21 protein-coding genes are annotated in these 19,310 nt (G+C 63.2%); 15 read left to right on the top strand and 6 right to left on the bottom strand.

The genetic code is table 11. From position 1 onward, the window contains the following. Positions 1 to 90 precede the first annotated feature (90 nt). Positions 91 to 1,716, bottom strand: coding sequence for an ABC transporter substrate-binding protein (locus tag ASC75_RS14845; protein ID WP_055976804.1), 1,626 nt, complete (start codon positions 1,714 to 1,716; stop codon positions 91 to 93). Between the two features lie 256 nt (positions 1,717 to 1,972). On the opposite strand from ASC75_RS14845, the gene fahA reads away from it, so the two are divergent. The 3 genes from fahA to ASC75_RS14830 all read left to right on the top strand — a co-directional run bounded on the left by fahA (position 1,973) and on the right by ASC75_RS14830 (position 5,100). Continuing rightward, on the top strand, positions 1,973 to 3,244 hold the full coding sequence (gene fahA / locus ASC75_RS14840) for a fumarylacetoacetase (protein WP_055976802.1): 1,272 nt from the start codon (positions 1,973 to 1,975) through the stop codon (positions 3,242 to 3,244). Then, positions 3,244 to 4,095: a fumarylacetoacetate hydrolase family protein gene (locus ASC75_RS14835; protein WP_055976799.1), complete on the top strand. Its 852-nt coding sequence runs from the start codon at positions 3,244 to 3,246 to the stop codon at positions 4,093 to 4,095. The genes fahA and ASC75_RS14835 overlap by 1 nt, the downstream gene beginning before the upstream one ends. A 111-nt stretch (positions 4,096 to 4,206) precedes the next feature. Next, a complete protein-coding gene (locus ASC75_RS14830) occupies positions 4,207 to 5,100 on the top strand; it encodes an HNH endonuclease (protein WP_055976796.1) in 894 nt (297 codons plus the stop codon). Between the two features lie 65 nt (positions 5,101 to 5,165). Here the strand turns inward: ASC75_RS14830 and ASC75_RS14825 are convergent, their stop codons facing one another. Continuing rightward, complete coding sequence (locus ASC75_RS14825; RefSeq protein WP_244487846.1) at positions 5,166 to 5,756, bottom strand: amino acid transporter; 591 nt, start codon at positions 5,754 to 5,756, stop codon at positions 5,166 to 5,168. 51 nt (positions 5,757 to 5,807) lie between these two features. Continuing rightward, positions 5,808 to 6,437, bottom strand: coding sequence for a MarC family protein (locus tag ASC75_RS14820; RefSeq protein ID WP_055976792.1), 630 nt, complete (start codon positions 6,435 to 6,437; stop codon positions 5,808 to 5,810). A 252-nt stretch (positions 6,438 to 6,689) separates the two neighbouring features. On the opposite strand from ASC75_RS14820, the gene gyrA reads away from it, so the two are divergent. After that, positions 6,690 to 9,467: a DNA gyrase subunit A gene (gene gyrA, locus ASC75_RS14815; RefSeq protein ID WP_055976790.1), complete on the top strand. Its 2,778-nt coding sequence runs from the start codon at positions 6,690 to 6,692 to the stop codon at positions 9,465 to 9,467. 112 nt (positions 9,468 to 9,579) lie between these two features. Here gyrA and ASC75_RS26480 read toward each other — a convergent pair whose 3' ends face one another. Beyond that, positions 9,580 to 9,732: a hypothetical protein gene (locus ASC75_RS26480; RefSeq protein ID WP_183260992.1), complete on the bottom strand. Its 153-nt coding sequence runs from the start codon at positions 9,730 to 9,732 to the stop codon at positions 9,580 to 9,582. A gap of 200 nt (positions 9,733 to 9,932) precedes the next feature. On the opposite strand from ASC75_RS26480, the gene coaD reads away from it, so the two are divergent. The 7 genes from coaD (at position 9,933) to tgt (ending at position 14,838) form a co-directional block, all read left to right on the top strand. Next, the gene (coaD, locus tag ASC75_RS14810; protein WP_055976787.1) at positions 9,933 to 10,433 is read left to right on the top strand and encodes a pantetheine-phosphate adenylyltransferase; all 501 of its coding nucleotides are present in this window, start codon (positions 9,933 to 9,935) and stop codon (positions 10,431 to 10,433) included. Between the two features lie 17 nt (positions 10,434 to 10,450). Beyond that, positions 10,451 to 11,038, top strand: coding sequence for a peptidylprolyl isomerase (locus ASC75_RS14805; protein ID WP_055976784.1), 588 nt, complete (start codon positions 10,451 to 10,453; stop codon positions 11,036 to 11,038). A gap of 27 nt (positions 11,039 to 11,065) precedes the next feature. Continuing rightward, a complete protein-coding gene (locus ASC75_RS14800) occupies positions 11,066 to 11,581 on the top strand; it encodes a peptidylprolyl isomerase (protein ID WP_055976783.1) in 516 nt (171 codons plus the stop codon). 6 nt (positions 11,582 to 11,587) lie between these two features. After that, positions 11,588 to 12,037 carry a DMT family transporter gene (locus ASC75_RS14795; RefSeq protein WP_055976780.1) on the top strand — a complete coding sequence of 150 codons (450 nt, stop codon included), beginning with the start codon at positions 11,588 to 11,590 and terminating at the stop codon, positions 12,035 to 12,037. Beyond that, positions 12,037 to 12,558 carry a hypothetical protein gene (locus ASC75_RS14790; RefSeq protein WP_055976777.1) on the top strand — a complete coding sequence of 174 codons (522 nt, stop codon included), beginning with the start codon at positions 12,037 to 12,039 and terminating at the stop codon, positions 12,556 to 12,558. The genes ASC75_RS14795 and ASC75_RS14790 overlap by 1 nt, the downstream gene beginning before the upstream one ends. 67 nt (positions 12,559 to 12,625) lie before the next feature. Next, entirely contained in the window at positions 12,626 to 13,702 is a 1,077-nt protein-coding gene (gene queA, locus ASC75_RS14785; RefSeq protein ID WP_055976773.1) for a tRNA preQ1(34) S-adenosylmethionine ribosyltransferase-isomerase QueA, read from the top strand. Next, entirely contained in the window at positions 13,699 to 14,838 is a 1,140-nt protein-coding gene (gene tgt, locus ASC75_RS14780) for a tRNA guanosine(34) transglycosylase Tgt (RefSeq protein ID WP_055976770.1), read from the top strand. Before queA ends, tgt begins: the two co-directional genes overlap by 4 nt. Before the next feature lie 19 nt (positions 14,839 to 14,857). Here the strand turns inward: tgt and ASC75_RS14775 are convergent, their stop codons facing one another. Then, positions 14,858 to 15,148, bottom strand: a complete 291-nt coding sequence (locus ASC75_RS14775) for a putative quinol monooxygenase (RefSeq protein WP_055976767.1) — start codon at positions 15,146 to 15,148, stop codon at positions 14,858 to 14,860. A 331-nt stretch (positions 15,149 to 15,479) separates the two neighbouring features. On the opposite strand from ASC75_RS14775, the gene ASC75_RS14770 reads away from it, so the two are divergent. Further along, on the top strand, positions 15,480 to 16,238 hold the full coding sequence (locus tag ASC75_RS14770; RefSeq protein ID WP_055976765.1) for a class I SAM-dependent methyltransferase: 759 nt from the start codon (positions 15,480 to 15,482) through the stop codon (positions 16,236 to 16,238). An 88-nt stretch (positions 16,239 to 16,326) separates the two neighbouring features. Here the strand turns inward: ASC75_RS14770 and ASC75_RS14765 are convergent, their stop codons facing one another. Further along, positions 16,327 to 16,740 (bottom strand): DUF4864 domain-containing protein, encoded by a 414-nt coding sequence (locus ASC75_RS14765; protein WP_055976762.1) that lies wholly within the window; start codon positions 16,738 to 16,740, stop codon positions 16,327 to 16,329. 194 nt (positions 16,741 to 16,934) lie between these two features. On the opposite strand from ASC75_RS14765, the gene ASC75_RS14760 reads away from it, so the two are divergent. From ASC75_RS14760 to ASC75_RS14750, 3 genes are all read left to right on the top strand, one after another. Further along, positions 16,935 to 17,171 carry an Lrp/AsnC family transcriptional regulator gene (locus ASC75_RS14760; RefSeq protein WP_055976758.1) on the top strand — a complete coding sequence of 79 codons (237 nt, stop codon included), beginning with the start codon at positions 16,935 to 16,937 and terminating at the stop codon, positions 17,169 to 17,171. A gap of 255 nt (positions 17,172 to 17,426) precedes the next feature. After that, a complete protein-coding gene (locus ASC75_RS14755; RefSeq protein ID WP_055976755.1) occupies positions 17,427 to 18,839 on the top strand; it encodes a circularly permuted type 2 ATP-grasp protein in 1,413 nt (470 codons plus the stop codon). Between the two features lie 46 nt (positions 18,840 to 18,885). Next, on the top strand, positions 18,886 to 19,257 hold the full coding sequence (locus tag ASC75_RS14750; protein ID WP_055976752.1) for a four helix bundle protein: 372 nt from the start codon (positions 18,886 to 18,888) through the stop codon (positions 19,255 to 19,257). Positions 19,258 to 19,310 lie beyond the last annotated feature (53 nt).

Here is a 19,310-nt window from a genome sequence, read left to right as displayed (position 1 = left end):
GCTAAGCAAGGCAGTGGTGGTTGCCCCGCCCATCCTAACGTGAGGGCGGCGGGGCAGGCCGCCGACATCGTCGGCGACCTGTTTCCTCGGTTACTTCTTCGGGTAGTGCAGGCGGCCCTGCGCATCCCAGCCGTAACCGGCCTGTTCCAGTGCCGCCCTGGCAGCCTCGATGTCGAAGGTGATCTCGGGAAGGTCGGCGTTGTACCACATGCCCAATTGCTTCGGCACGGGACCTTCGCCTGCCGGGACCGCGAAGCCCAGCCAACCTTCGACGGCGGCGCGCTCTTTTGACGTTGCCACACGCATCGCCTTGCGGAACGCGGGATCGGTGAACGGTGCCTTCTGGTTGTTCAGCCAGACCAGCATCGATCCGTGCGAGGGAATCTCGAGGAAATCGAGATGGTTGTTCTGCGTCGCCAGGTCGCTCATCGCTGCGACAGGCAGCACCATCGTTGCGATATCGCCGGTGCCCGACAGCATCGCCGAGCGGATCGCATCCGCCTGGCCGAGGGCGAGACGACGGACCCCGTCATATCCCGGTGCCTGGAAATGCTCCTTGAACGTTTCCAGTTCGTGTATCTCGTTGATGCGCCACGTCTTGAACCTGAACGGACCACTGCCGATGGCGACGCCGTCGGCGACGACGTCACGCGCTACCATGTCGCCTTCGTAATTGGCCCAAAGGTGCTCGGGCAGGATGAAGGCGTAGGGCAGGACCGTGGTGACGAAGGACGCGTCAGGCGTCTTGAGCTTGATGTTGAAGGTCAGGTCGTCGACTTTCTCAGCCCCTGCCAGATTGGCTATGCGCGACGACATCGCCGGCGGCTGCAATTCGACCACCTTGTTGATGGTGAAGACCGCATCGTCGGCGGTGACAGCCTCGCCGTCGTGGAAGGTCATGCCTTGGCGCAGCGTGATCTTGACATTGGTCGGTTCGGTGAACTCCCAGGAAGCCGCGGCCCACGGAATGGTCTCGCCCTTGGAATTGTTCTTTGCGAACGTGTCGTAGACGAACCGCAGCCAGCCGACAGCACCTTCTTCCGCCAACGGATTGTAGGTGGTCACATCTTCGTAATGGGCCCAGTCGAACCAGCGGTCGTCGGTCTTCGGCTTCGCCGACAGCCACGGATCGATCAGACCTTCATGTGCCGCCACTGGCGCCGGCGACGTGACGTTTTCCCATTTGTCGCTGTTCCAGACCATGCCGTAGACCGTATTGGTGGCCGGCCACCACGGCATCGTGTCGTAGAAATGCTGCTGGGCCTGCTTCACCGCGGCGATGCGCTGGGTCTGATCGACCATCTCGCGCTGTTCGCGAACCTTGGCGGTGTAGGCTTCGTCGCACCACTTGGCACCGTTGCGCCGCGCGCCGCAGGCGCCCAGGTCGTGTAGCCAGTAGGTCGGATCCACGCGATCCGGGTCTGCCCCCACGGTGAACACGGCCATGTCCTCCAAGCCGCCGCCGACCATGATATTCGAGATGAAGGTGCTGAACTGCACCGGCTGCATGCGGAACGTCAGGCCAAGCTTGCTCCACTCTTCGCTGAGAACGCGAGCAGACTGCTCGTACATCGGCCCCATGTCGGCCGCATAATAGGCGATCTGCAGATCGGGCACGCGCTCGCCCAGTTCCTGGGCTGCGGCAACATTGCCGAACGCGGCAATTCCGACTGGCAGCCACGCAGGCAGTGCCAGCCTCCTGAAGGCATTTTTCATAACGTCTCTCTCCTCCCGAGCATCAGTCTTCCGCGCTCCACAGTCCTTCCCTCAAAAATACCTGACAGTGCAAAAGAGACGGAGCCGGTCATCTGTGCGACGTCAAAAGTGTATACGTTTAATCTGGCTGTCAATCAGTTTTCGCTTGATTTTGGAGATGTATTGGGAAAAGTGAATGCAATATGGGTGGGGCGTGCGGTGGAGAAGACAGCGGCGTGCACGTGTCGTCCTTCGGAATGCTGGGGAGGAATTTGGCTTGAGACGATCCTGGGTTGCTGGTGCGAACGAGCCGTCAGGGGATTTCCCCCTCGCCAATCTGCCTTACGGTGTGTTCAGCGAAGAGGGGCGCGGTCCCCGCTGCGGCATTGCAATCGGCACGATGATCCTGGATCTCGCCGAGGCGGAGGAGGCCGGCCTCCTCGGCAGCGGCGGACATGGCTTTGACCAGCCTGCGATCAACCGCTTCATGGCGAGCGGGCCGGAAGCCTGGGCGCGGGTGCGGGCGCGGCTCACGGAATTGCTCGCCGAGGACGGCGTCGCCGACCTTAGGGAGAATGCGTCCCTTCGGGAGCGACTGCTGATCCCGCAGGAACTGGCCCGAATGCATCTGCCGATCGAGGTCGCCGGCTATACCGATTTCTTTGCCGGGAGACAGCACGCGTTCAATTCCGGATCGATCCTGCGCGGCCCGCAGAATGCCTTGACGCCGAACTGGCCGCACATGCCCATCGGCTACAACGGGCGGAGCTCGACGGTCGTCGTCTCCGGAACACCGGTGCGCCGCCCGCTTGGGCAGACCCGGCCCGACGGAGTCGACATGCCCCTGTTCGGGCCATCGAAGCGCATGGACATCGAGGTCGAGTTTGGCGCGATCGTCGCCACCGGGACCGAATTGGGCGACACCCTGACCGTTGCGCAGGCATGGGAGCATATATTCGGCTTCGTGCTGCTCAACGACTGGTCGGCTCGCGACATCCAGCGCTGGGAAGGCCAACCACTCGGCCCGTTCCAGGCCAAGGCCTTCGCCACCTCGATCAGTCCGTGGGTCGTGACCCGTGCGGCGCTTGAGCCCTTCCGCTGCTCGGGTCCGGAGCGCGACCAGCCGCTGCTTCCCTATCTCCACGAGCCGGCCGAATATTTCTTTGACTTGACCCTGGAGGCGCATCTGACGCCGCCCGCAGGGCTTGCAAGCCGGATCGTGCGGACGAACACCAAGTATCTCTATTACTCCGCCCCGCAGCTCCTGGCGCACCACGCCATCGGCGGATGCCGGATGGAGACGGGCGATCTTCTCGGGTCGGGTACTATCTCCGGCCCCGAGCGTGGCAGTTTCGGCTGCCTGATGGAACAGACATGGGGCGGCCGCGACGAGGTCGCGCTCGACAATGGTGGCGTTCGCAAGTTCCTCGAGGACGGCGACAGCGTCACCCTGACAGGGTGGGGCGAGGTCGATGGCCTGCGGATCGGTTTCGGCCGGTGCGAGGGACAGATCCTGCCGGCTCCGACCACAATAGGAAAGGCATCCTGATGCGTATTTGCCGTTTCAACGACAACCGTCTTGGCCTCGTGCGGGGCGCGTCGGTGTACGACGTTTCCCCCGTGCTCGACAGCCTGGCACAGCACCGCTACCCGCTGCCCGACCACGATCCGCTGGTGGCCGCGCTGCCCGAGTTGCGGCCGAGGATGGAGGAACTGGCCGGCCAGGCCGCGCCCCTGGCGCTCGACAGCGTTCGTCTGTTGCCGCCGGTGGCGTCGCCGCGCAAGATCGTGGCCGCGCCGGTGAACTACCGCCTGCATCACGACGAGGCGCTCGCCGACGCGACCATCCATCACGGCACCAACATCCTGCCCATCGACAAGGCAGGGCTCTTCCTGAAAGCCACCAGTTCGCTCATCGGCGCTTCCGATGACGTGGTCATCCGCTTTCCCGAGGCCCGCAACGACCATGAGATCGAGCTGGTGGCGGTCATCGGCCGCCGCGCCGACCGCGTTGCTCGGAAGGACGCGCTGTCATACGTGGCAGGCTATTCCATCGGCCTCGACATGACGGTACGCGGCACCGAGGAGCGCAGCATGCGCAAGTCCTGCGACACCTATTCGGTGCTGGGGCCGTGGATGGTCACCTCCGACGAGATCCCCGATCCTTCCGCGCTGGAAATGGAACTGACGGTCAATGGCGAGATCCGGCAAAAGACCTCGACGTCCAATCTCCTTCGCGATGTCGCGGCGCTGATCGAACGCGCCTCGTCCTTCTACACGCTGATGCCCGGCGACCTGCTCTATACCGGTACGCCGGAAGGGGTTGGTCCGGTGAAGGCCGGTGACACGATGGTTGCCCAGATCGCCGGCATCGGGAGCATGGAGATCAGCGTTCGTTGAGCGTGCGGCGAGGCTGCCGCTCGATTCGGCTGAATTTCCGCAACTTGGTGCCGAAGAGCGTTCCTGAATGGAAGCCTCGCGAATCCTCCCCGTTGTCGCTATTAAGCGAGAATGGGATTCGGGGTCTTTATTCACAGGTCGGATTCGATCTACGATGACAGTCCTGCTGAGCGTTACCAATTCCCGGCCCAGTACTTGGGCAGGGTTCAGCGGTGTGTTGGCGACTGGATCGTTTACTACGAACCGCGCAAAGTTGTGGGTACCAGGGGCTATTTTGCCGTAGCCAAGGTGCAGCAGGCCATTCCAGATCCGGGTGCGCGCGGTATGTTCGTCGCCATCATAGAGCCTGGCACCTATCTTGATTTTGCGAATCCTGTCCCGTTCAGCGGCGCCGACGGTGTCGTTGAGCGCGGGCTTCTGAATGACGCAGGCGCAATTTCCGGCCGCGCGCAGTCGGCGGTGCGGCCGCTTGTTCCTGCTGATTTCAGCCGGATCGTGTCTTTGGGGATCGATCAAGCGGAATCTCTGCTTCCGCGTGTCGACCTCGCCGATACAGGGCTGTCTGAAGAGCAGACGCCGTTCATTTTCGAGGAGACCCGGGAGCGTGTTCAATTCTTGACGTCCCGGATCGTACGCGACCGCGTTTTCCGACAGATCGTCCTGCGGGCCTATGATGAACGCTGCGCGATCACCGGACTGAAGCTGATCAACGGTGGTGGGCGAGCGGAGGTAGCAGCGGCCCACATTCGCCCTGTCGAGGCAGGCGGGCCAGATGTCATCAATAACGGCATTGCATTGTCAGGGACGGCGCACTGGATGTTTGACCGGGGCCTGATCAGTCTGGCCGACGACCTCGAAATCTTGATCTCACGCCAGGCGAACGATCCAGAAGGCATCCAGGGTGTCGTCAATCGTACTGGCCGGGCGATCGGCCCGCAGCGTTTGTCCGACCGGCCGCACCCACACTTCCTGCAATGGCATCGCGAGCACTGCTTCAAGCACTAAGAAAAGCGGCGTCCGGCCGCTCACTGCGGATGCAAGATGCTCCCGAGCCACCGCATCGGTCGGATCTACAACATCCCGGCCCATTCATGCCCGGGATGGCTTGTGTCGAGGCACGTCTTCAGCCATTCACGCTCTGGCTTTTCCAGTTTCGGCAAAGCCTGCTCGAAGTCGAATTCATCCTTGGGGCGTCGGTATCTGGCCTTGAACAGCAGGATCGCTGCCGGCTTCAGATAGGGGATGGCGTCGGGTGTCATGCCGACGATCCCGGTCCGCTGCCTGACGATCGCCGGATCCCGCTTGTAGACCCACCGGCCCGGCGTTCCGTCCTCGATCATCATGTCCACCCGCCAGCAGCGTTCAGCGACGTCCTCGCACCAGATCTGCGAGATCGCCGGCGGCGCATCCTCGTTTGCAGGCAAGCGTTCGACGATGCCGTTGCCGGCCGAGTGGAACTCCATGCCTTTCAACGCCTGGCGGAAGATGTGCTGGTCGTGGCGCAGCACGGTGAATTCGAGGTCCTCGTGTTCGCGGGTCTGCCGCCCATGCCACAGGTCGAGCGCCCAGCCGCCGACGATGCACCAGGGCTGCGAGATGCCGGCGAGGCGCTGCGCCAGTTCGGCCGGATGCCAGGGACACCATGCATCGTGGTCAAGCATCGCTCGTTCGGTCATGCCGGGGTGATGTCAGGTTGCGCGCCCAAGCGCAATTCACATCGCGATCAATGCCTTGATGCCGTCGGCGACGAACTGGACGGCCAGCGCTGCGAGGATGACGCCGAGCAGGCGGGTGAGGATCGAGCGGCCGGTCTGGCCGAGGAACTGGTCGATGCGCTCGGCCAGGATGAACACCAGATAGGTCAGCGCCAGGCAGGCGAGGATGATCAGCACCAGCGCCAGCTGGCCAGCCCAGCCCTGGAACGAGCCGGACAGCAGCACCGTGGCCGAGATGGCGCCGGGGCCGGCGATCAGGGGGATGGCGAGCGGGAAGGCGGCGATGTTGTGGATGTGGTCGCGGGTGATGGCGACGTCCGATATCTTCTCCTTGCGGTCCTGCCGCTTCTCGAAAACCATCTCGAAGGCGATGAAGAACAGCAGGAAGCCGCCGGCGACGCGGAAGGCCGGCAGGGTGATGCCGAAGACGGTGAGGATGGCGGCGCCCGCGATGGCGAAGACGGCCAGCACGATGAAGGCGATGATGCTGGCGCGCATCGATACCTGGAGGCGCTGCTCGCGGTTCATGCCGCGGGTGACGGCCAGGAACAGCGGTGCCAGGCCCGGTGGGTCGATGGTCACGAGAATGGTGACGAAGGCATTGAAAACACTGTCGAAAAACGGCATCCGATGTCTCCCCCGGCGGATGCAGGCTAACCCGGGGCGGCCGGCAATGCCAGAGCCCTTGCGCAGGATTGGCGCGCGATGCGCGGACAAAGCCCTAGGATGCTGCCGGACAGACTGTCGCGGATCGGGTCGCGGTGCCTATCCTTTTGATTTCTAGTGCAAAATCAGCGTTGGAAAAGCGCGCCTGGAATTGGTCAATTGCGGGCCGTTCCTATATAAGGGGCAAATGATTCCCAACATGCGTGATCAGAGTTGACCGACCAGAAATCACCGCGCGGACCTGACGGTCCCTCCGGCATCGAGCCGATTTCCATCATCGAGGAGATGCAGCGCTCCTATCTCGACTACGCCATGAGCGTGATCGTAAGCCGCGCGCTGCCCGACGTGCGCGACGGCATGAAGCCTGTGCATCGCCGCATTCTCTACGCCTCGCATGAGAGCGGCTACCACTGGAACCGCAAATATGTGAAGTCGGCGCGTCCCGTCGCCGACGTGATGGGTAAGTACCACCCGCACGGCGACGCCTCGATCTATGACGCCCTGGTGCGCATGGCGCAGGACTGGTCGATGAGCGTCACGCTGATCGACGGGCAGGGCAATTTCGGCTCGATCGACGGCGATCCGCCCGCGGCGATGCGCTACACCGAAGCGCGCCTGACCAAGGTTGCCCACGAACTGCTCGAGGACATCGACAAGGATACCGTCGATTTCCAGGACACCTATGACGCCTCGGGCCGGGAGCCGCGCGTGCTGCCGGCACGCTTCCCGGCGCTGCTGGTCAATGGTGCCGGCGGCATCGCCGTCGGCATGGCGACCAACATCCCGCCGCACAATCTGGTCGAGGTCTGCAACGGCGCCATCGCCGTCATGGAGAACCCTGCGATTGATCTGCCCGATCTGATGGAGATCATTCCCGGTCCTGATTTCCCGACCAGTGGCCTTATCCTGGGCCGCTCGGGCATCTACAACGCCTATTCGACGGGGCGTGGCTCCGTCGTCATGCGCGGCAGGGTCAATATCGAGCAGATCCGCAACGATCGCGAAGCCATCATCATCACCGAGGTTCCCTATCAGGTGAACAAGGCGTCGATGATCGAGAAGATGGCCGAGCTGGTGCGCGACAAGCGCATCGAGGGCATCTCCGACATCCGCGACGAGTCCGATCGCCAAGGCTACCGCGTCGTCATCGAGCTGAAGCGCGATGCCAATGCCGAGGTGATCCTCAACCAGCTCTACCGCTTCACGCCGCTGCAGACGTCGTTCGGCGCCAACATGGTGGCGCTCAACGGCGGCAAGCCGGAAGTGCTGACGCTGCTCGACATGCTGCGGGCGTTCGTCGCCTTCCGCGAAGAGGTGATCAGCCGGCGCACCAAGTTCCTGCTCAAGAAGGTGCGCGACCGTGCGCATGTCTTGGTCGGCCTGGCGATCGCGGTTGCCAATATCGACGAAGTCATCAAGCTCATCCGCACCGCGCCCGATCCGCAGACGGCGCGCGACCAGCTGATGACGCGGCGCTGGCCGGCTTCCGACGTCGAGTCGCTGATCCGCCTGATCGACGATCCGCGCCATCGCATCAACGATGACGGCACCTACAATTTGTCGGAAGAACAGGCGCGCGCGATCCTCGAACTGCGCCTGCAGCGCCTGACCGCGCTCGGCCGCGACGAAATCGCCGACGAGCTGAACAAGATCGGCGCCGAGATCACCGATTATCTCGACATCCTGTCGTCGCGGGCCCGAATCCAGCAGATCGTCAAGGACGAGCTGCTTGCCGTGCGTGACGAGTTCGGCGTGCCGCGCCGCACCGAGATCACCGACGCCGGCTCGGACATGGAAGACGAGGACCTGATCCCGCGCGAGGACATGGTCGTGACCGTCAGCCATTCCGGCTACATCAAGCGCGTGCCGCTGTCGCTCTACCGGGCGCAGCGCCGCGGCGGCAAGGGCCGCTCGGGCATGTCGACCAAGGACGAGGATTTCGTTACCCGCCTGTTCGTGGTCAACACGCACACGCCGGTGCTGTTCTTCTCGTCGCGCGGCATCGTCTACAAGGAAAAGGTCTGGCGTCTGCCGATCGGCAATCCGCAGTCGCGCGGCAAGGCGCTGATCAACCTGCTGCCGCTGCAGCAGGGAGAGCGCATCACCACGATCATGCCGCTGCCCGAGGACGAGGCAAGCTGGGGCGAGCTCGACGTGATGTTCGCGACGACGCGCGGCACCGTGCGCCGCAACAAGCTCAGCGACTTCGTCCAGGTCAACCGCAACGGCAAGATCGCCATGAAGCTGGAGGAGGAAGGCGACGAGATCCTCGGCGTCGAAACCTGCACCGACAATGACGATGTGCTTTTGACCGCCGATTCCGGCCAGTGCATCCGCTTCCGCGTCGACGACGTGCGCGTGTTCCAGAGCCGCAACTCGGTCGGCGTGCGCGGCATCAGCATGGGCGATGGCGACCGCGTCATTTCGATGGCCGTCATTGAGCATGTCGAAGCGAGCCCGGCGGAGCGTGCCGCCTATCTCAAGCGTTCGGTCGCCGAACGCAGGCTGGCTGCCGGGATTGCGGCTGGCGAGGACGAGGACATCGCGCTGACCAACGAGGAGGTCGGCGAGGAGGCTGACATCTCTGAGGAGCGCTACCAGTTCCTGACCCAGCACGAACAGTTCGTGCTGACGGTCACCGAATATGGCTATGGCAAGCGCTCGTCGTCCTACGATTTCCGCCTGACCAACCGCGGCGGCAAGGGCATCCGCGCCACCGACGTGTCGAAGACGACGGAGATCGGCAAGCTGGTGGCGACCTTCCCGGTCGGCAACGAGGACCAGATCATGCTGGTGTCGGACGGCGGCCAGGTGATCCGCGTGCCGGTCGACGGCATCCGCTTCGCCAGCCGCGCGACCAAGGGCGTTACCATCTTCAATACGGCCGAGGGCGAGAAGGTGGTTTCGGTCGAACGCATCTCCGAGCCGTCGGGCGACGAAGATGGCGACGACGCGCCAAATGGCGACGATGCCGTGAGCGAGGAAGGCTGAGAGCTACGCTGAAAGTGCTTAAAAGCCTGTCAATTCAGGGTGTAGGCTCAATATTTGAAGAGAAGAAAGCGGCGCCGAAGCGCCGCTTTTTGCCTGGAGGGGCAGAAACTTTCTAGCGCGGGACGCGCGGATTGCGCCAGCCGGGAAGCTGGACGCGGGCCGTCTGCACCTTGGTGCGGACGCGATGCGCCTCATGATGGAGGCTGAAGGCGGTGGCGACAAGCATGGCCAGAGTCATGGCCGCGGCGAGCATGTAGATCATCATGGCGCTGTTCTCCTGCTTGAAACAACGGACGAACCTGCATTTGGTTTCATCTGATATACACAGGGTTTATTCACATCCGCTTGAACGGATCCTGAGATTGCCATTCATCGGGCATTCATCTCGTAAACCATTCGGCCTAAGGCGCCGCGCACCGCCGATGTGCGCTTCCACCTTTGGCGCCGATGTTCTAGAAGCAGCGCATGACTGATCGCATCGCCATCTATGCCGGGTCGTTCGACCCGCTGACCAACGGCCATCTCGACGTGCTCAAGGCGTCGCTGGCCGTGGCCGACGTCGTCTATGCCGCCATCGGCATCCATCCTGGCAAGAAGCCGCTGTTCTCGTTCGAGGAGCGGGTGGCGCTGATCGAGGAAGCGACGAAGGCCGAGTTCGGCAAGGACGGAGCTCGCATCAAGGTCGTCGCCTTCGACGGGCTGGTGATCGACGCGGCGCGCAAGGAAGGCGCCTCGATCATGATCCGCGGCCTGCGCGACGGCACCGATCTCGACTATGAGATGCAGATGGCGGGCATGAACGAGACCATGGCACCGGAGCTGCAGACGGTTTTCCTGCCGGCAAGCCCTTCGGTCCGCACGATTACCGCCACACTTGTCCGCCAGATAGCCTCGATGGGCGGCGACATCCGCCCGTTCGTGCCGGCGGCGGTCGCTGGCGCGCTCACGGCAAAATTCGCGAAATAATTCCGGAGTATCGAACCATGCAGCTCAAAAAGCTTGCCTCGTCCTTCGTCGTCCTCGCCGGCCTGCTTGCAGGCTCGGCCGCTGCACTGGCCGCCGAGCCCGAGAACACGATGATCATCACGCTGAAGGGCGGCGACGTGACGGTGGCGCTGCGCCCCGACCTCGCACCCAAGCATGTCGAGCAGATCAAGAAGCTGGTGCGCGAAGGCGCCTATGACAATGTCGCGTTCCACCGTGTCATCGACGGCTTCATGGCGCAGACCGGCGACGTCGAGTTCGGCGACACGAAGGACGGCTACAGCGGCGACCGCGCCGGCACCGGCGGCTCGAAGCTGCCCGACCTGCCGGCCGAATTCTCCAAGGAGAACTTCAAGCGCGGCGTCGTCGGCATGGCGCGTGCGCAGGATCCGAATTCGGCGAATTCGCAGTTCTTCATCATGTTCGACACCGCCTCCTCGCTGGACGGCCAGTACACCATCGTCGGCGATGTCGAGAGCGGCATGGAACTGGTCGACGGCATCAAGAAGGGCGATGCCGCCGCAAACGGCGTCGTCAGCGACCCCGACAGCATGATCAAGGTCCGCATCGCTGCGGACGCCAAGTAATCCAAAACGCAAAGAAGGAATTTCACCATGGCCGAGATCAAGGATCGCGAAAACGCGCTGATCATGGAAACCACCAAGGGCAACGTGGTCATCGAACTGTTCCCTGACCTTGCTCCCGGCCATGTCGGCCGGATCAAGGAACTGGCGCGCGAAGGCGCCTATGACGGCGTCGTGTTCCACCGCGTCATCGACGGCTTCATGGCCCAGACCGGCGACGTCAAGTTCGGCAAGTCGGGCGGCAAGGACTTCAATCCCGGCCGCGCCGGCATGGGCGGCTCGGACAAGCCGGACCTGAAGGCCGAGTTCTCCAACATGAACCACGGCCGCGGCACCTGCTCGATGGCGCGTTCGCAGAACCCGAACTCGGCCAATTCGCAGTTCTTCATCTGCTTCGAGGACGCCGGCTTCCTCAACCGCCAGTACACGGTGTGGGGCCAGGTCATCGAAGGCATGGACAATGTCGACAAGATCAAGCGCGGCGAGCCGGTGCAGGATCCCGACAAGATCGTGTCGCTGAAGGTTGCCGCGGACGTCGCGGAATAACAGGCAATGGCTGGCGTTCTCTGGTCGCTTCTCGGCGTTCTGGCGGGCGCCTTCGTTGCCATTCAGGCACCTGTGAATGCGCAGCTGGCGCGCGGGCTGGGAATGCCCGTGGCGGCGGCTGCCATTTCGTTCCTGGTCGGAGCGATCGTGCTGGGCGCGATCGCGCTCCTTGTGGCGCGTGCCGAGGGCGTGGCCGTGGACTGGCGCGCTCCGGCACCCTGGCTGTTCATCGCCGGTGGCTGCCTCGGGGCGTTCTACGTCACCAGTTCGGTGCTGCTGGTCCCCAGGATCGGCACGGCGGCGCTGATGGCTTTCCTTGTCGCCGGCCAGCTGCTTGCCGGCATGCTGGTCGACCGGGCCGGCTATCTCGGCGTCGCGGTCCGCGAAATCTCCATGGGCCGCATCGTCGGCGCCATGCTGCTGCTCGCCGGGGCAATGATGATCCGTATCTACTGATGTCGGAGGATTGGCGGACCGCAATCGAACAAGCGTTCGAATGCGAAGCGCTAATTCTTGATGAAATTCAAGTTCTTATCCTGAGGTTCAATCAACGCCGCGCTTACGCGCTTGCTGATCATTTGAACTCGGAATTTCGTGGCCTAGCCTTTGCTTCTGCAGCCTGCGTTTCATTGCATGAAACGATTCTGGCGCGGGTAGATAGAAGGCAACCGTCGGATCAAGAACGTCGACTTAGCTACCCGTTCTACACCGACGCACTGATGGCGGCCTACAACATCCGAAAATTCCTGGGCTGCTTGGAGATGAAAGCGGTGGTTGGGGCTAAAACCAGTGATCGGATGATCGAGGCTTTCGACCAGCATCTTCCGGCGACTGTTGCTGCGGCGGATGCCATCAGACACAACCATGACCGTGCGTTCGGACGCGTGAGAGATGTGGTTATGTCAGAACGGGGGCAGTTGGTTGCGGTGTGGGGGGCGGCAATCAAACTGACGGACCACCAGCTCAATGACTTTTAGTATGAATTTCAGCCAACGTCAGTTAGGGCAATGATCAACTCACTGACGACGACAATGGCTGACTAACTTGCGTGTAGATCTTTTCGATTTCGAGCTGCCCGAAGAGCGGATCGCGCTGCGCCCGGCCGAACCGCGCGATTCCGCGCGCATGCTGGTCGTTCGCCCAAGCGAGGAATTCGCCGGCCTCAGGGTTGGCGACCTGCCGTCGCTGCTCGAGCCGGGCGATGTGCTGGTGCTCAACGACACGCGCGTCATCCCGGCGCAGCTGAAGGGCCGCAGGGTGCGCGGCGAGGCGGTGGCGCATGTCGATGCGACGCTGCACATGCGCACCGCGCCCGACCGCTGGCTCGCCTTCATGCGCCCGGGCAAGCGGGTCGCCGTCGGCGACCGCATCCAGTTCGGCCACGATGCCGAGACCTGCATGCTGGGCCAGCTTGACGCGACGGTGATCGAGAAGGGCGAGGCGGGCGAGGCGCTGCTGGCGTTCGACGTGTCGGGCCCGGCGCTGGATGAGGCGCTGCATGCGGTCGGCCACATTCCGTTGCCGCCCTACATCGCCTCCAAGCGCGCCGACGACGAGCGCGACCGGCGCGACTACCAGACGGTCTATGCCCGGGAGGAGGGCGCGGTTGCAGCCCCTACCGCCGGGCTGCATTTCACGCCGGATCTGTTTGCGGCACTCGCGGCCAAGGGCATCGAACAGCAATTCGTGACGCTGCATGTCGGTGCCGGCACCTTCCTGCCGGTGAAGGCCGACGACACGGCCGAGCACAAGATGCACTCCGAGATCGGCCATGTATCGGGCGAGACCGCAGCCGCGCTGAATGCCGCAAGGGCGCGCGGTAGCCGCATCGTTGCAGTCGGCACCACTTCGCTTAGGCTGATGGAAAGTGCGGCGCGCGCGGACGGCACGATCGCCGCATGGTCCGGGCCGACCGACATCTTCATCACGCCCGGCTACCGCTTCAAGTTCGTCGACGCGCTGATGACCAATTTCCACCTGCCGCGCTCGACTTTGTTCATGCTGGTTTCGGCCTTTTGCGGGCTCGACAGGATGCAGGGCGTCTACGCGCATGCGATCGCGGACGGCTACCGCTTCTATTCCTATGGCGACGCCAGCCTGCTGTTCAGGGACGACCGATGAGTTCAGAGTTCACCTTCAAGCTGCTTGCGACCGACGGCAAGGCGCGCCGCGGCGAGATCACCATGCCGCGCGGCACGATCCGCACGCCGGCCTTCATGCCTGTCGGCACCGGCGGCACGGTCAAGGCGATGTACATGGACCAGGTGCGCGGCGTCGGCGCCGACATCATCCTGGGCAATACCTATCATCTGATGCTCAGGCCCGGTGCCGAGCGCGTGGCCAGGCTCGGCGGCCTGCACGATTTCGCCCGCTGGCCGCATCCGATCCTGACCGATTCCGGCGGTTTCCAGGTGATGTCGCTGTCGAAGCTGCGCAAGCTCAGCGAGAAGGGCGTGACCTTCCGCTCGCATATCGACGGTGCGCCCTACGAGATGTCGCCGGAGCGCTCGATCGAGATCCAGGGCCTGCTCGATTCCGACATCCAGATGCAGCTCGACGAATGCACGGCGCTGCCGTCGACGCCGAAGGAAATCCAGCGCGCCATGGAACTGTCGCTGCGCTGGGCCGAGCGCTGCAAGACGGCGTTCGGCGACCAGCCGGGCAAGGCGATGTTCGGCATCGTGCAGGGTGGCGACATTCCCGACATGCGGGTGCGCTCGGCGCAGGCGTTGAAGGCGCTCGACCTCAAGGGCTACGCTGTGGGCGGACTTGCCGTCGGCGAGCCGCAGGAAGTGATGCTCGACATGCTCGACATCACCTGTCCGGAGCTGCCGCAGGACAAGCCGCGCTACCTGATGGGCGTCGGAACGCCCGACGATATCGTCAAGTCGGTGGCGCGCGGCATAGACATGTTCGACTGCGTGATGCCGACCCGCGCCGGCCGCCATGGCCTCGCCTATACCCGCCGCGGCAAGGTCAATTTGCGCAACGCCCGGCACGCCGACGACCCGCGCCCGCTGGACGAGGAAAGCGATTGCCCGGCCGCGCGCGACTACAGCCGCGCCTATCTGCATCATCTCATCAAGTCGGGCGAGTCGCTCGGCGCGATGCTGCTGACCTGGAACAATTTGTCCTACTACCAGCAGCTGATGAGCGAGATCCGCGCCTCGATCGAAGCCGGTCGCTTAGCCGACCGCACCGCCGAGATCAGCGAGGGCTGGGCGCGGGGCGACCTGCCGGTGCACCCGGCACGGTGACGCCAGCCGCCACGCCGAGTCAGGCGGCGAACGGCTCCATCAGGATGAAGGTCGGCTCCTGGCGCTGATGCCGGTTGATCAGGGGCACCAGGCGGACAAAGTGCTCGGACCGGCAATGGGCGTCCAGCGCCGCACGATCGGGCCATTCCTCGACGAAGACGAAATGTCCGAAGTCCTTCTGGTCGATGAAGAGGTCGTAGGCGATGCACAGCTCCTCCTGCCGGGTTTTCTCCACCAGCTCGGCATAGAGCGGCATGACGGCGTCGATGAATTCCGCCTTGATGAAGTCCTGGGCGATGACCTTGAGCATGGCTGCAGCCTGATCCGATTCTGTTGGTGCAGCGCCTGGTTTCCATCGTTCGTCCGCAGCCGGCAAGGCGCGCCCGCAGGTCTGCTGACAATGGTACCCAGCCTGTGGCCGCTGAACCTTCGGCGGACGGAAATCGCCGCGCCGTTTTTTGCCGGCGCGAGCCGTCAGACGCCGTAGGTACGCGGCGTGACCTCGGTGCCACAGGCCCGGGGCAAAGCTCCCAACGGGAAGAATTGGAGACTGGACGCGTCGAGCCAGTCCGTCCTATGGCGCTCTGATGCCTGACCCTGGGAAGGTCGCGGTGACTCTCAAAGATCAGCCAGGTACCTGCATGAACAACAGATACGGTACGCTTGCCTCCTGGGTCTACAATCTCGACAAGCCGGTCGGTCGTTCTTTCGGTGACGTTGAGTATTATCTCGAACGTCTTGCCGGTTCGGGGCCGGTGCTGGAGCCAGCCGTCGGCAATGGCCGGTTCTTCGTGCCGATGCTCGAGGCTGGTTTCGATATCTGGGGCTTCGATCCCTCCGAGGAAATGCTCGACTATTGCCGCGCGGTTTGCGCGGAGCGCTCGCTCGACGTCGCGCGTGTGAGCCGCGGGACATTCGAGGATTTCTCGCATGAACGACGTTTTGCCGCGATCGTCGTGCCGCTGGGGTCGTTCCAGCTGATTACCGACATGGCAGCGGCAAGGTCTGCCCTGCGGCGGTTCTTCGAGCATCTCGAACCCGAGGGCAGGCTGATGATCGACCTCGACGTGATCGAAGGTTTCTTGGGCGAGGGCGGCCGGGTGCGCAGTTGGACAACCGGCGACGGCGACCTGCTGACGCTGACGGACACGCGTGGCTCCACCGACTACGTCGCGCAGACGACGGTGACGCATCTGCGCTACGAGCTGTGGAAGGGCACCAAGCTCGCCGACACGGAGATGGAGCTGTTCAGCCTGCGCTGGTGGGGCGTCGAGGAGTTCGCCATGGCGCTGCGCGAGGCGGGTTTCACCGATGTCGTTGCCTCGGCCGACTATCGCTACGGACAGGCGCCGACCAAGGGCTGCGGCTCGATCAGCTTCGAGGCGCGCCGGCCGAAATGATGCGGATGCGGCGCCGGCAAGCCGGTACTGCTGCTTCCGATGGCCGGTTCTCTCCGGTCCAGAGGCCGGCAAGGTGTAATTGCTTGAGTCAGGTGCTCAGCGAGTTCGCCGCGCGAAGGCTGACGCCGGTGATGCGCCAGACGCCGTCGGGCTGCAGTTCAAGCGTGTAGACGGCCTCGTAGTCCTTGCCGTCGGGCCCGACGATGAGCACTTGCTGGGCGATGGCGCTCGAACTCATTTCCCGGGATTTGCCGAAATCGAAGCTCTGCGGCCTGTGGACCGGCTTGTAGCCACCCGTCACCATGCCCATGAAGGCATCGAGGGTAGGGAAGATGCGCTTCACGTTCGGGGCGGCGTAGCCGTAGGCCGTGGCATTGTCGCCGGCGCGGAAGGCCTGGAGCTGGCCCGAAATGCTGCCCTGTGCCGCCTTGACCTCGGCATCGCCGGCAAGCGCGGGAATGGCGCAGAGCCAAGCGGCGAAGACGATGGCGGCATGGCGCATGGTGGCCTCTCCCGTTCGGTGGCGGCATTGGCCAGCGCCACGATGACATTGTATCATACGCAGGCGCGCCCTATGCGGTTTCAGACAGCCGGCCAGAGATTTTGCAGAGATAGGACGCCCAGGCACCGGCTTGAAAGCGCAGGCCCGTTCTGCGACAAGACCGGCAACGATGGCAGGCCGAAACGGACGGTGCGATGAAGACCTTTTTCGTGCAGATCAAATGCGAACTCGGCAAGGCCTACGAGGTGGCGAGCGCGCTCGCCGACGCCGAGATCGCCTCGGAGGTCTATTCGACGGCCGGCAACTACGACCTGCTGGTGAAGTTCTATGTCGATGACGAGGAAGACATCGGCCACTTCGTCAACGAGCGGGTCCATGCCATCGGCAACATCAAGGACACGTTCACGACGGTGACCTTCCGCGCGTTCTGAGCGCTCGCACAGCGGCCCGCAAATCGGAATCGATTTCCGCAAGCCACGATGCGCAAACTGAATTGCGAGAGCGTTCTTTGTGCGTCCGATTGGGCGCACGGCGCACAAGCGGGCAGGGATGCGCCCAAATTCCCTGCATCTTGCCAAAATGATGGGCAATCTCCCGAATATGAAGCCGGCTGCGCCTGAAACCGGCGATTGCGCTTGATTTTCTCCCCCGAGGTCATTTCACTGATCGCAGAGGGGAGTTTGCCATTGGTCGCCTTCGACGAAATGCTCCCGGCAGAAGCCGGTTTGCGAAGACCCTACGAAGCCTATGACGGCTGGCTGAAAAACCAGGATCCTGCACGACTGACCGAGAAGATGCGCGATGCCGAGCGGGTGTTCCGCAAGACCGGCATCACCTTCGCCGTCTATGGCGAGCAGGAAGCCTCCGAGCGGCTGATCCCGTTCGACATCGTGCCGCGCATCATTTCAGGCAATGAGTGGCGCAGGCTGACGCAGGGCATCGAGCAGCGCGTCCAGGCGCTCAACGCCTTCCTCGACGACATCTACCACCGCCAGGAGATCCTGCGCGCAGGCCGTGTGCCGCGCGAACTGATCGCCACCAACGAAGCCTTCCTGCCGGAGATGATCGGGGTCAGGCCGCCGGCCGGCGTCTACACCCACATCATCGGCGTCGACATCGTGCGCATCTCCGAGAACGAGTTCTACGTGCTCGAGGACAATGCGCGCACGCCGTCGGGGGTCTCCTACATGCTGGAGAACCGCGAGACGATGCTGCAGCTCTTTCCCGAGCTGTTCCAGCGCATCAAGGTGCACCCGGTCGAGAACTATCCGCAGTTGCTCAGGCAGTCGCTGGCCGCGGTGCGGCCCAACGGGGTGAGCGGCGCGCCGACGATCGCCGTGCTGACGCCGGGCAGCTTCAACTCGGCCTATTTCGAGCACGCTTTCCTGGCAGACCAGATGGGCGTGCAGCTTGTCGAGGGGCAGGATCTGCGCGTCGTCGACGGGCGCGTGGCGATGCGCACGACCGAGGGCTACAAGCAGATCGACGTGCTTTATCGCCGGGTCGACGACGCCTATCTCGATCCGCTGACCTTCAAGCCGGATTCGGCGCTCGGCGTGCCGGGCATCATGGACGTCTATCGTGCCGGCAACATCACCATTGCCAATGCGCCGGGCACCGGCATCGCCGACGACAAGGCGATCTATTCCTACATGCCCGAGATCATCGAGTTCTACACCGGCCGCAAGCCGATCCTCGGCAACATCCCCACCTGGCGCTGCTCGGAGCCAGACAGCCTGAAATACGTCCAGGAGCATCTTGCCGAACTGGTGGTCAAGGAAGTGCACGGCTCCGGCGGCTACGGCATGCTGGTCGGCCCGGCCGCGAGCAAGAAGGAACGCGAGGACTTTTCCAAGAAGCTCGCGGCCAGGCCGTCGAACTACATCGCCCAGCCGACGCTGTCGCTGTCGACCTGCCCGATCCTGACCGAAAAAGGGCTGGCGCCGCGCCATGTCGACCTCAGGCCGTTCGTGCTGGTGTCGGACCGGATCCGCATCGTGCCGGGCGGTTTGACGCGGGTTGCGCTGAAGGAGGGATCGCTGGTTGTGAACTCCTCTCAAGGCGGGGGAACGAAGGATACGTGGGTGCTGGATGATTGAGGAAGCGAATAGCGAATAGCGAATAGGGAGTAGCGAATAGGGGGAAATGCTGGCGACGATCAACTCGTACAAGGATCTGCTTGTTTGGAGAGCGTCGGTTGAGCTGGCGGTGGATTGCTATTCTGCCACCAAGGCGTTTCCGACCAGCGAAGCTTACGGGATGACCTCGCAAATCAGGCGATCCGCTACCTCGATTGCAGCGAATATTGCGGAAGGACATGGTCGAGAGAGCACAGGATCGTTCGTCCAGTTTCTTAGGGTGGCCCAAGGCTCGCTCAAAGAGTTGGAAACACATCTGATCTTGAGCGGCCGAGTTGGATTGATGCGCGAAGTCGAGGCTACGAAGTTGCTCGAACAAACTGACGAAATAGGCAGGATGGTGCGTTCCATGATCAGGAGCCTGCAGCAAAAATCATGATGAACGCTCACTATTCGCTATTCGCCATTCCCTATTCGCTCAGGTCACTCTGA

Source organism: Aminobacter sp. DSM 101952 (genome assembly GCF_001424795.1).
Taxonomy (GTDB): Bacteria; Pseudomonadota; Alphaproteobacteria; order Rhizobiales; family Rhizobiaceae; genus Aminobacter; species Aminobacter aganoensis.
This window is presented reverse-complemented; position numbering and strand designations above follow the sequence as displayed.

Coding starts and splice junctions, on each gene's coding strand:
- ASC75_RS14845 (WP_055976804.1), bottom strand. CDS start 1,716: ATGAAAAATGCCTTCAGGAGGCTGGCACTGCCTGCGTGGCTGCCAGTC.
- ASC75_RS14835 (WP_055976799.1), top strand. CDS start 3,244: ATGCGTATTTGCCGTTTCAACGACAACCGTCTTGGCCTCGTGCGGGGC.
- ASC75_RS14830 (WP_055976796.1), top strand. CDS start 4,207: ATGGGATTCGGGGTCTTTATTCACAGGTCGGATTCGATCTACGATGAC.
- ASC75_RS14825 (WP_244487846.1), bottom strand. CDS start 5,756: ATGCTTGACCACGATGCATGGTGTCCCTGGCATCCGGCCGAACTGGCG.
- ASC75_RS14820 (WP_055976792.1), bottom strand. CDS start 6,437: ATGCCGTTTTTCGACAGTGTTTTCAATGCCTTCGTCACCATTCTCGTG.
- ASC75_RS26480 (WP_183260992.1), bottom strand. CDS start 9,732: ATGATGATCTACATGCTCGCCGCGGCCATGACTCTGGCCATGCTTGTC.
- coaD (WP_055976787.1), top strand. CDS start 9,933: ATGACTGATCGCATCGCCATCTATGCCGGGTCGTTCGACCCGCTGACC.
- ASC75_RS14805 (WP_055976784.1), top strand. CDS start 10,451: ATGCAGCTCAAAAAGCTTGCCTCGTCCTTCGTCGTCCTCGCCGGCCTG.
- ASC75_RS14800 (WP_055976783.1), top strand. CDS start 11,066: ATGGCCGAGATCAAGGATCGCGAAAACGCGCTGATCATGGAAACCACC.
- ASC75_RS14795 (WP_055976780.1), top strand. CDS start 11,588: ATGGCTGGCGTTCTCTGGTCGCTTCTCGGCGTTCTGGCGGGCGCCTTC.
- ASC75_RS14790 (WP_055976777.1), top strand. CDS start 12,037: ATGTCGGAGGATTGGCGGACCGCAATCGAACAAGCGTTCGAATGCGAA.
- tgt (WP_055976770.1), top strand. CDS start 13,699: ATGAGTTCAGAGTTCACCTTCAAGCTGCTTGCGACCGACGGCAAGGCG.
- ASC75_RS14775 (WP_055976767.1), bottom strand. CDS start 15,148: ATGCTCAAGGTCATCGCCCAGGACTTCATCAAGGCGGAATTCATCGAC.
- ASC75_RS14770 (WP_055976765.1), top strand. CDS start 15,480: ATGAACAACAGATACGGTACGCTTGCCTCCTGGGTCTACAATCTCGAC.
- ASC75_RS14765 (WP_055976762.1), bottom strand. CDS start 16,740: ATGCGCCATGCCGCCATCGTCTTCGCCGCTTGGCTCTGCGCCATTCCC.
- ASC75_RS14760 (WP_055976758.1), top strand. CDS start 16,935: ATGAAGACCTTTTTCGTGCAGATCAAATGCGAACTCGGCAAGGCCTAC.
- ASC75_RS14750 (WP_055976752.1), top strand. CDS start 18,886: ATGCTGGCGACGATCAACTCGTACAAGGATCTGCTTGTTTGGAGAGCG.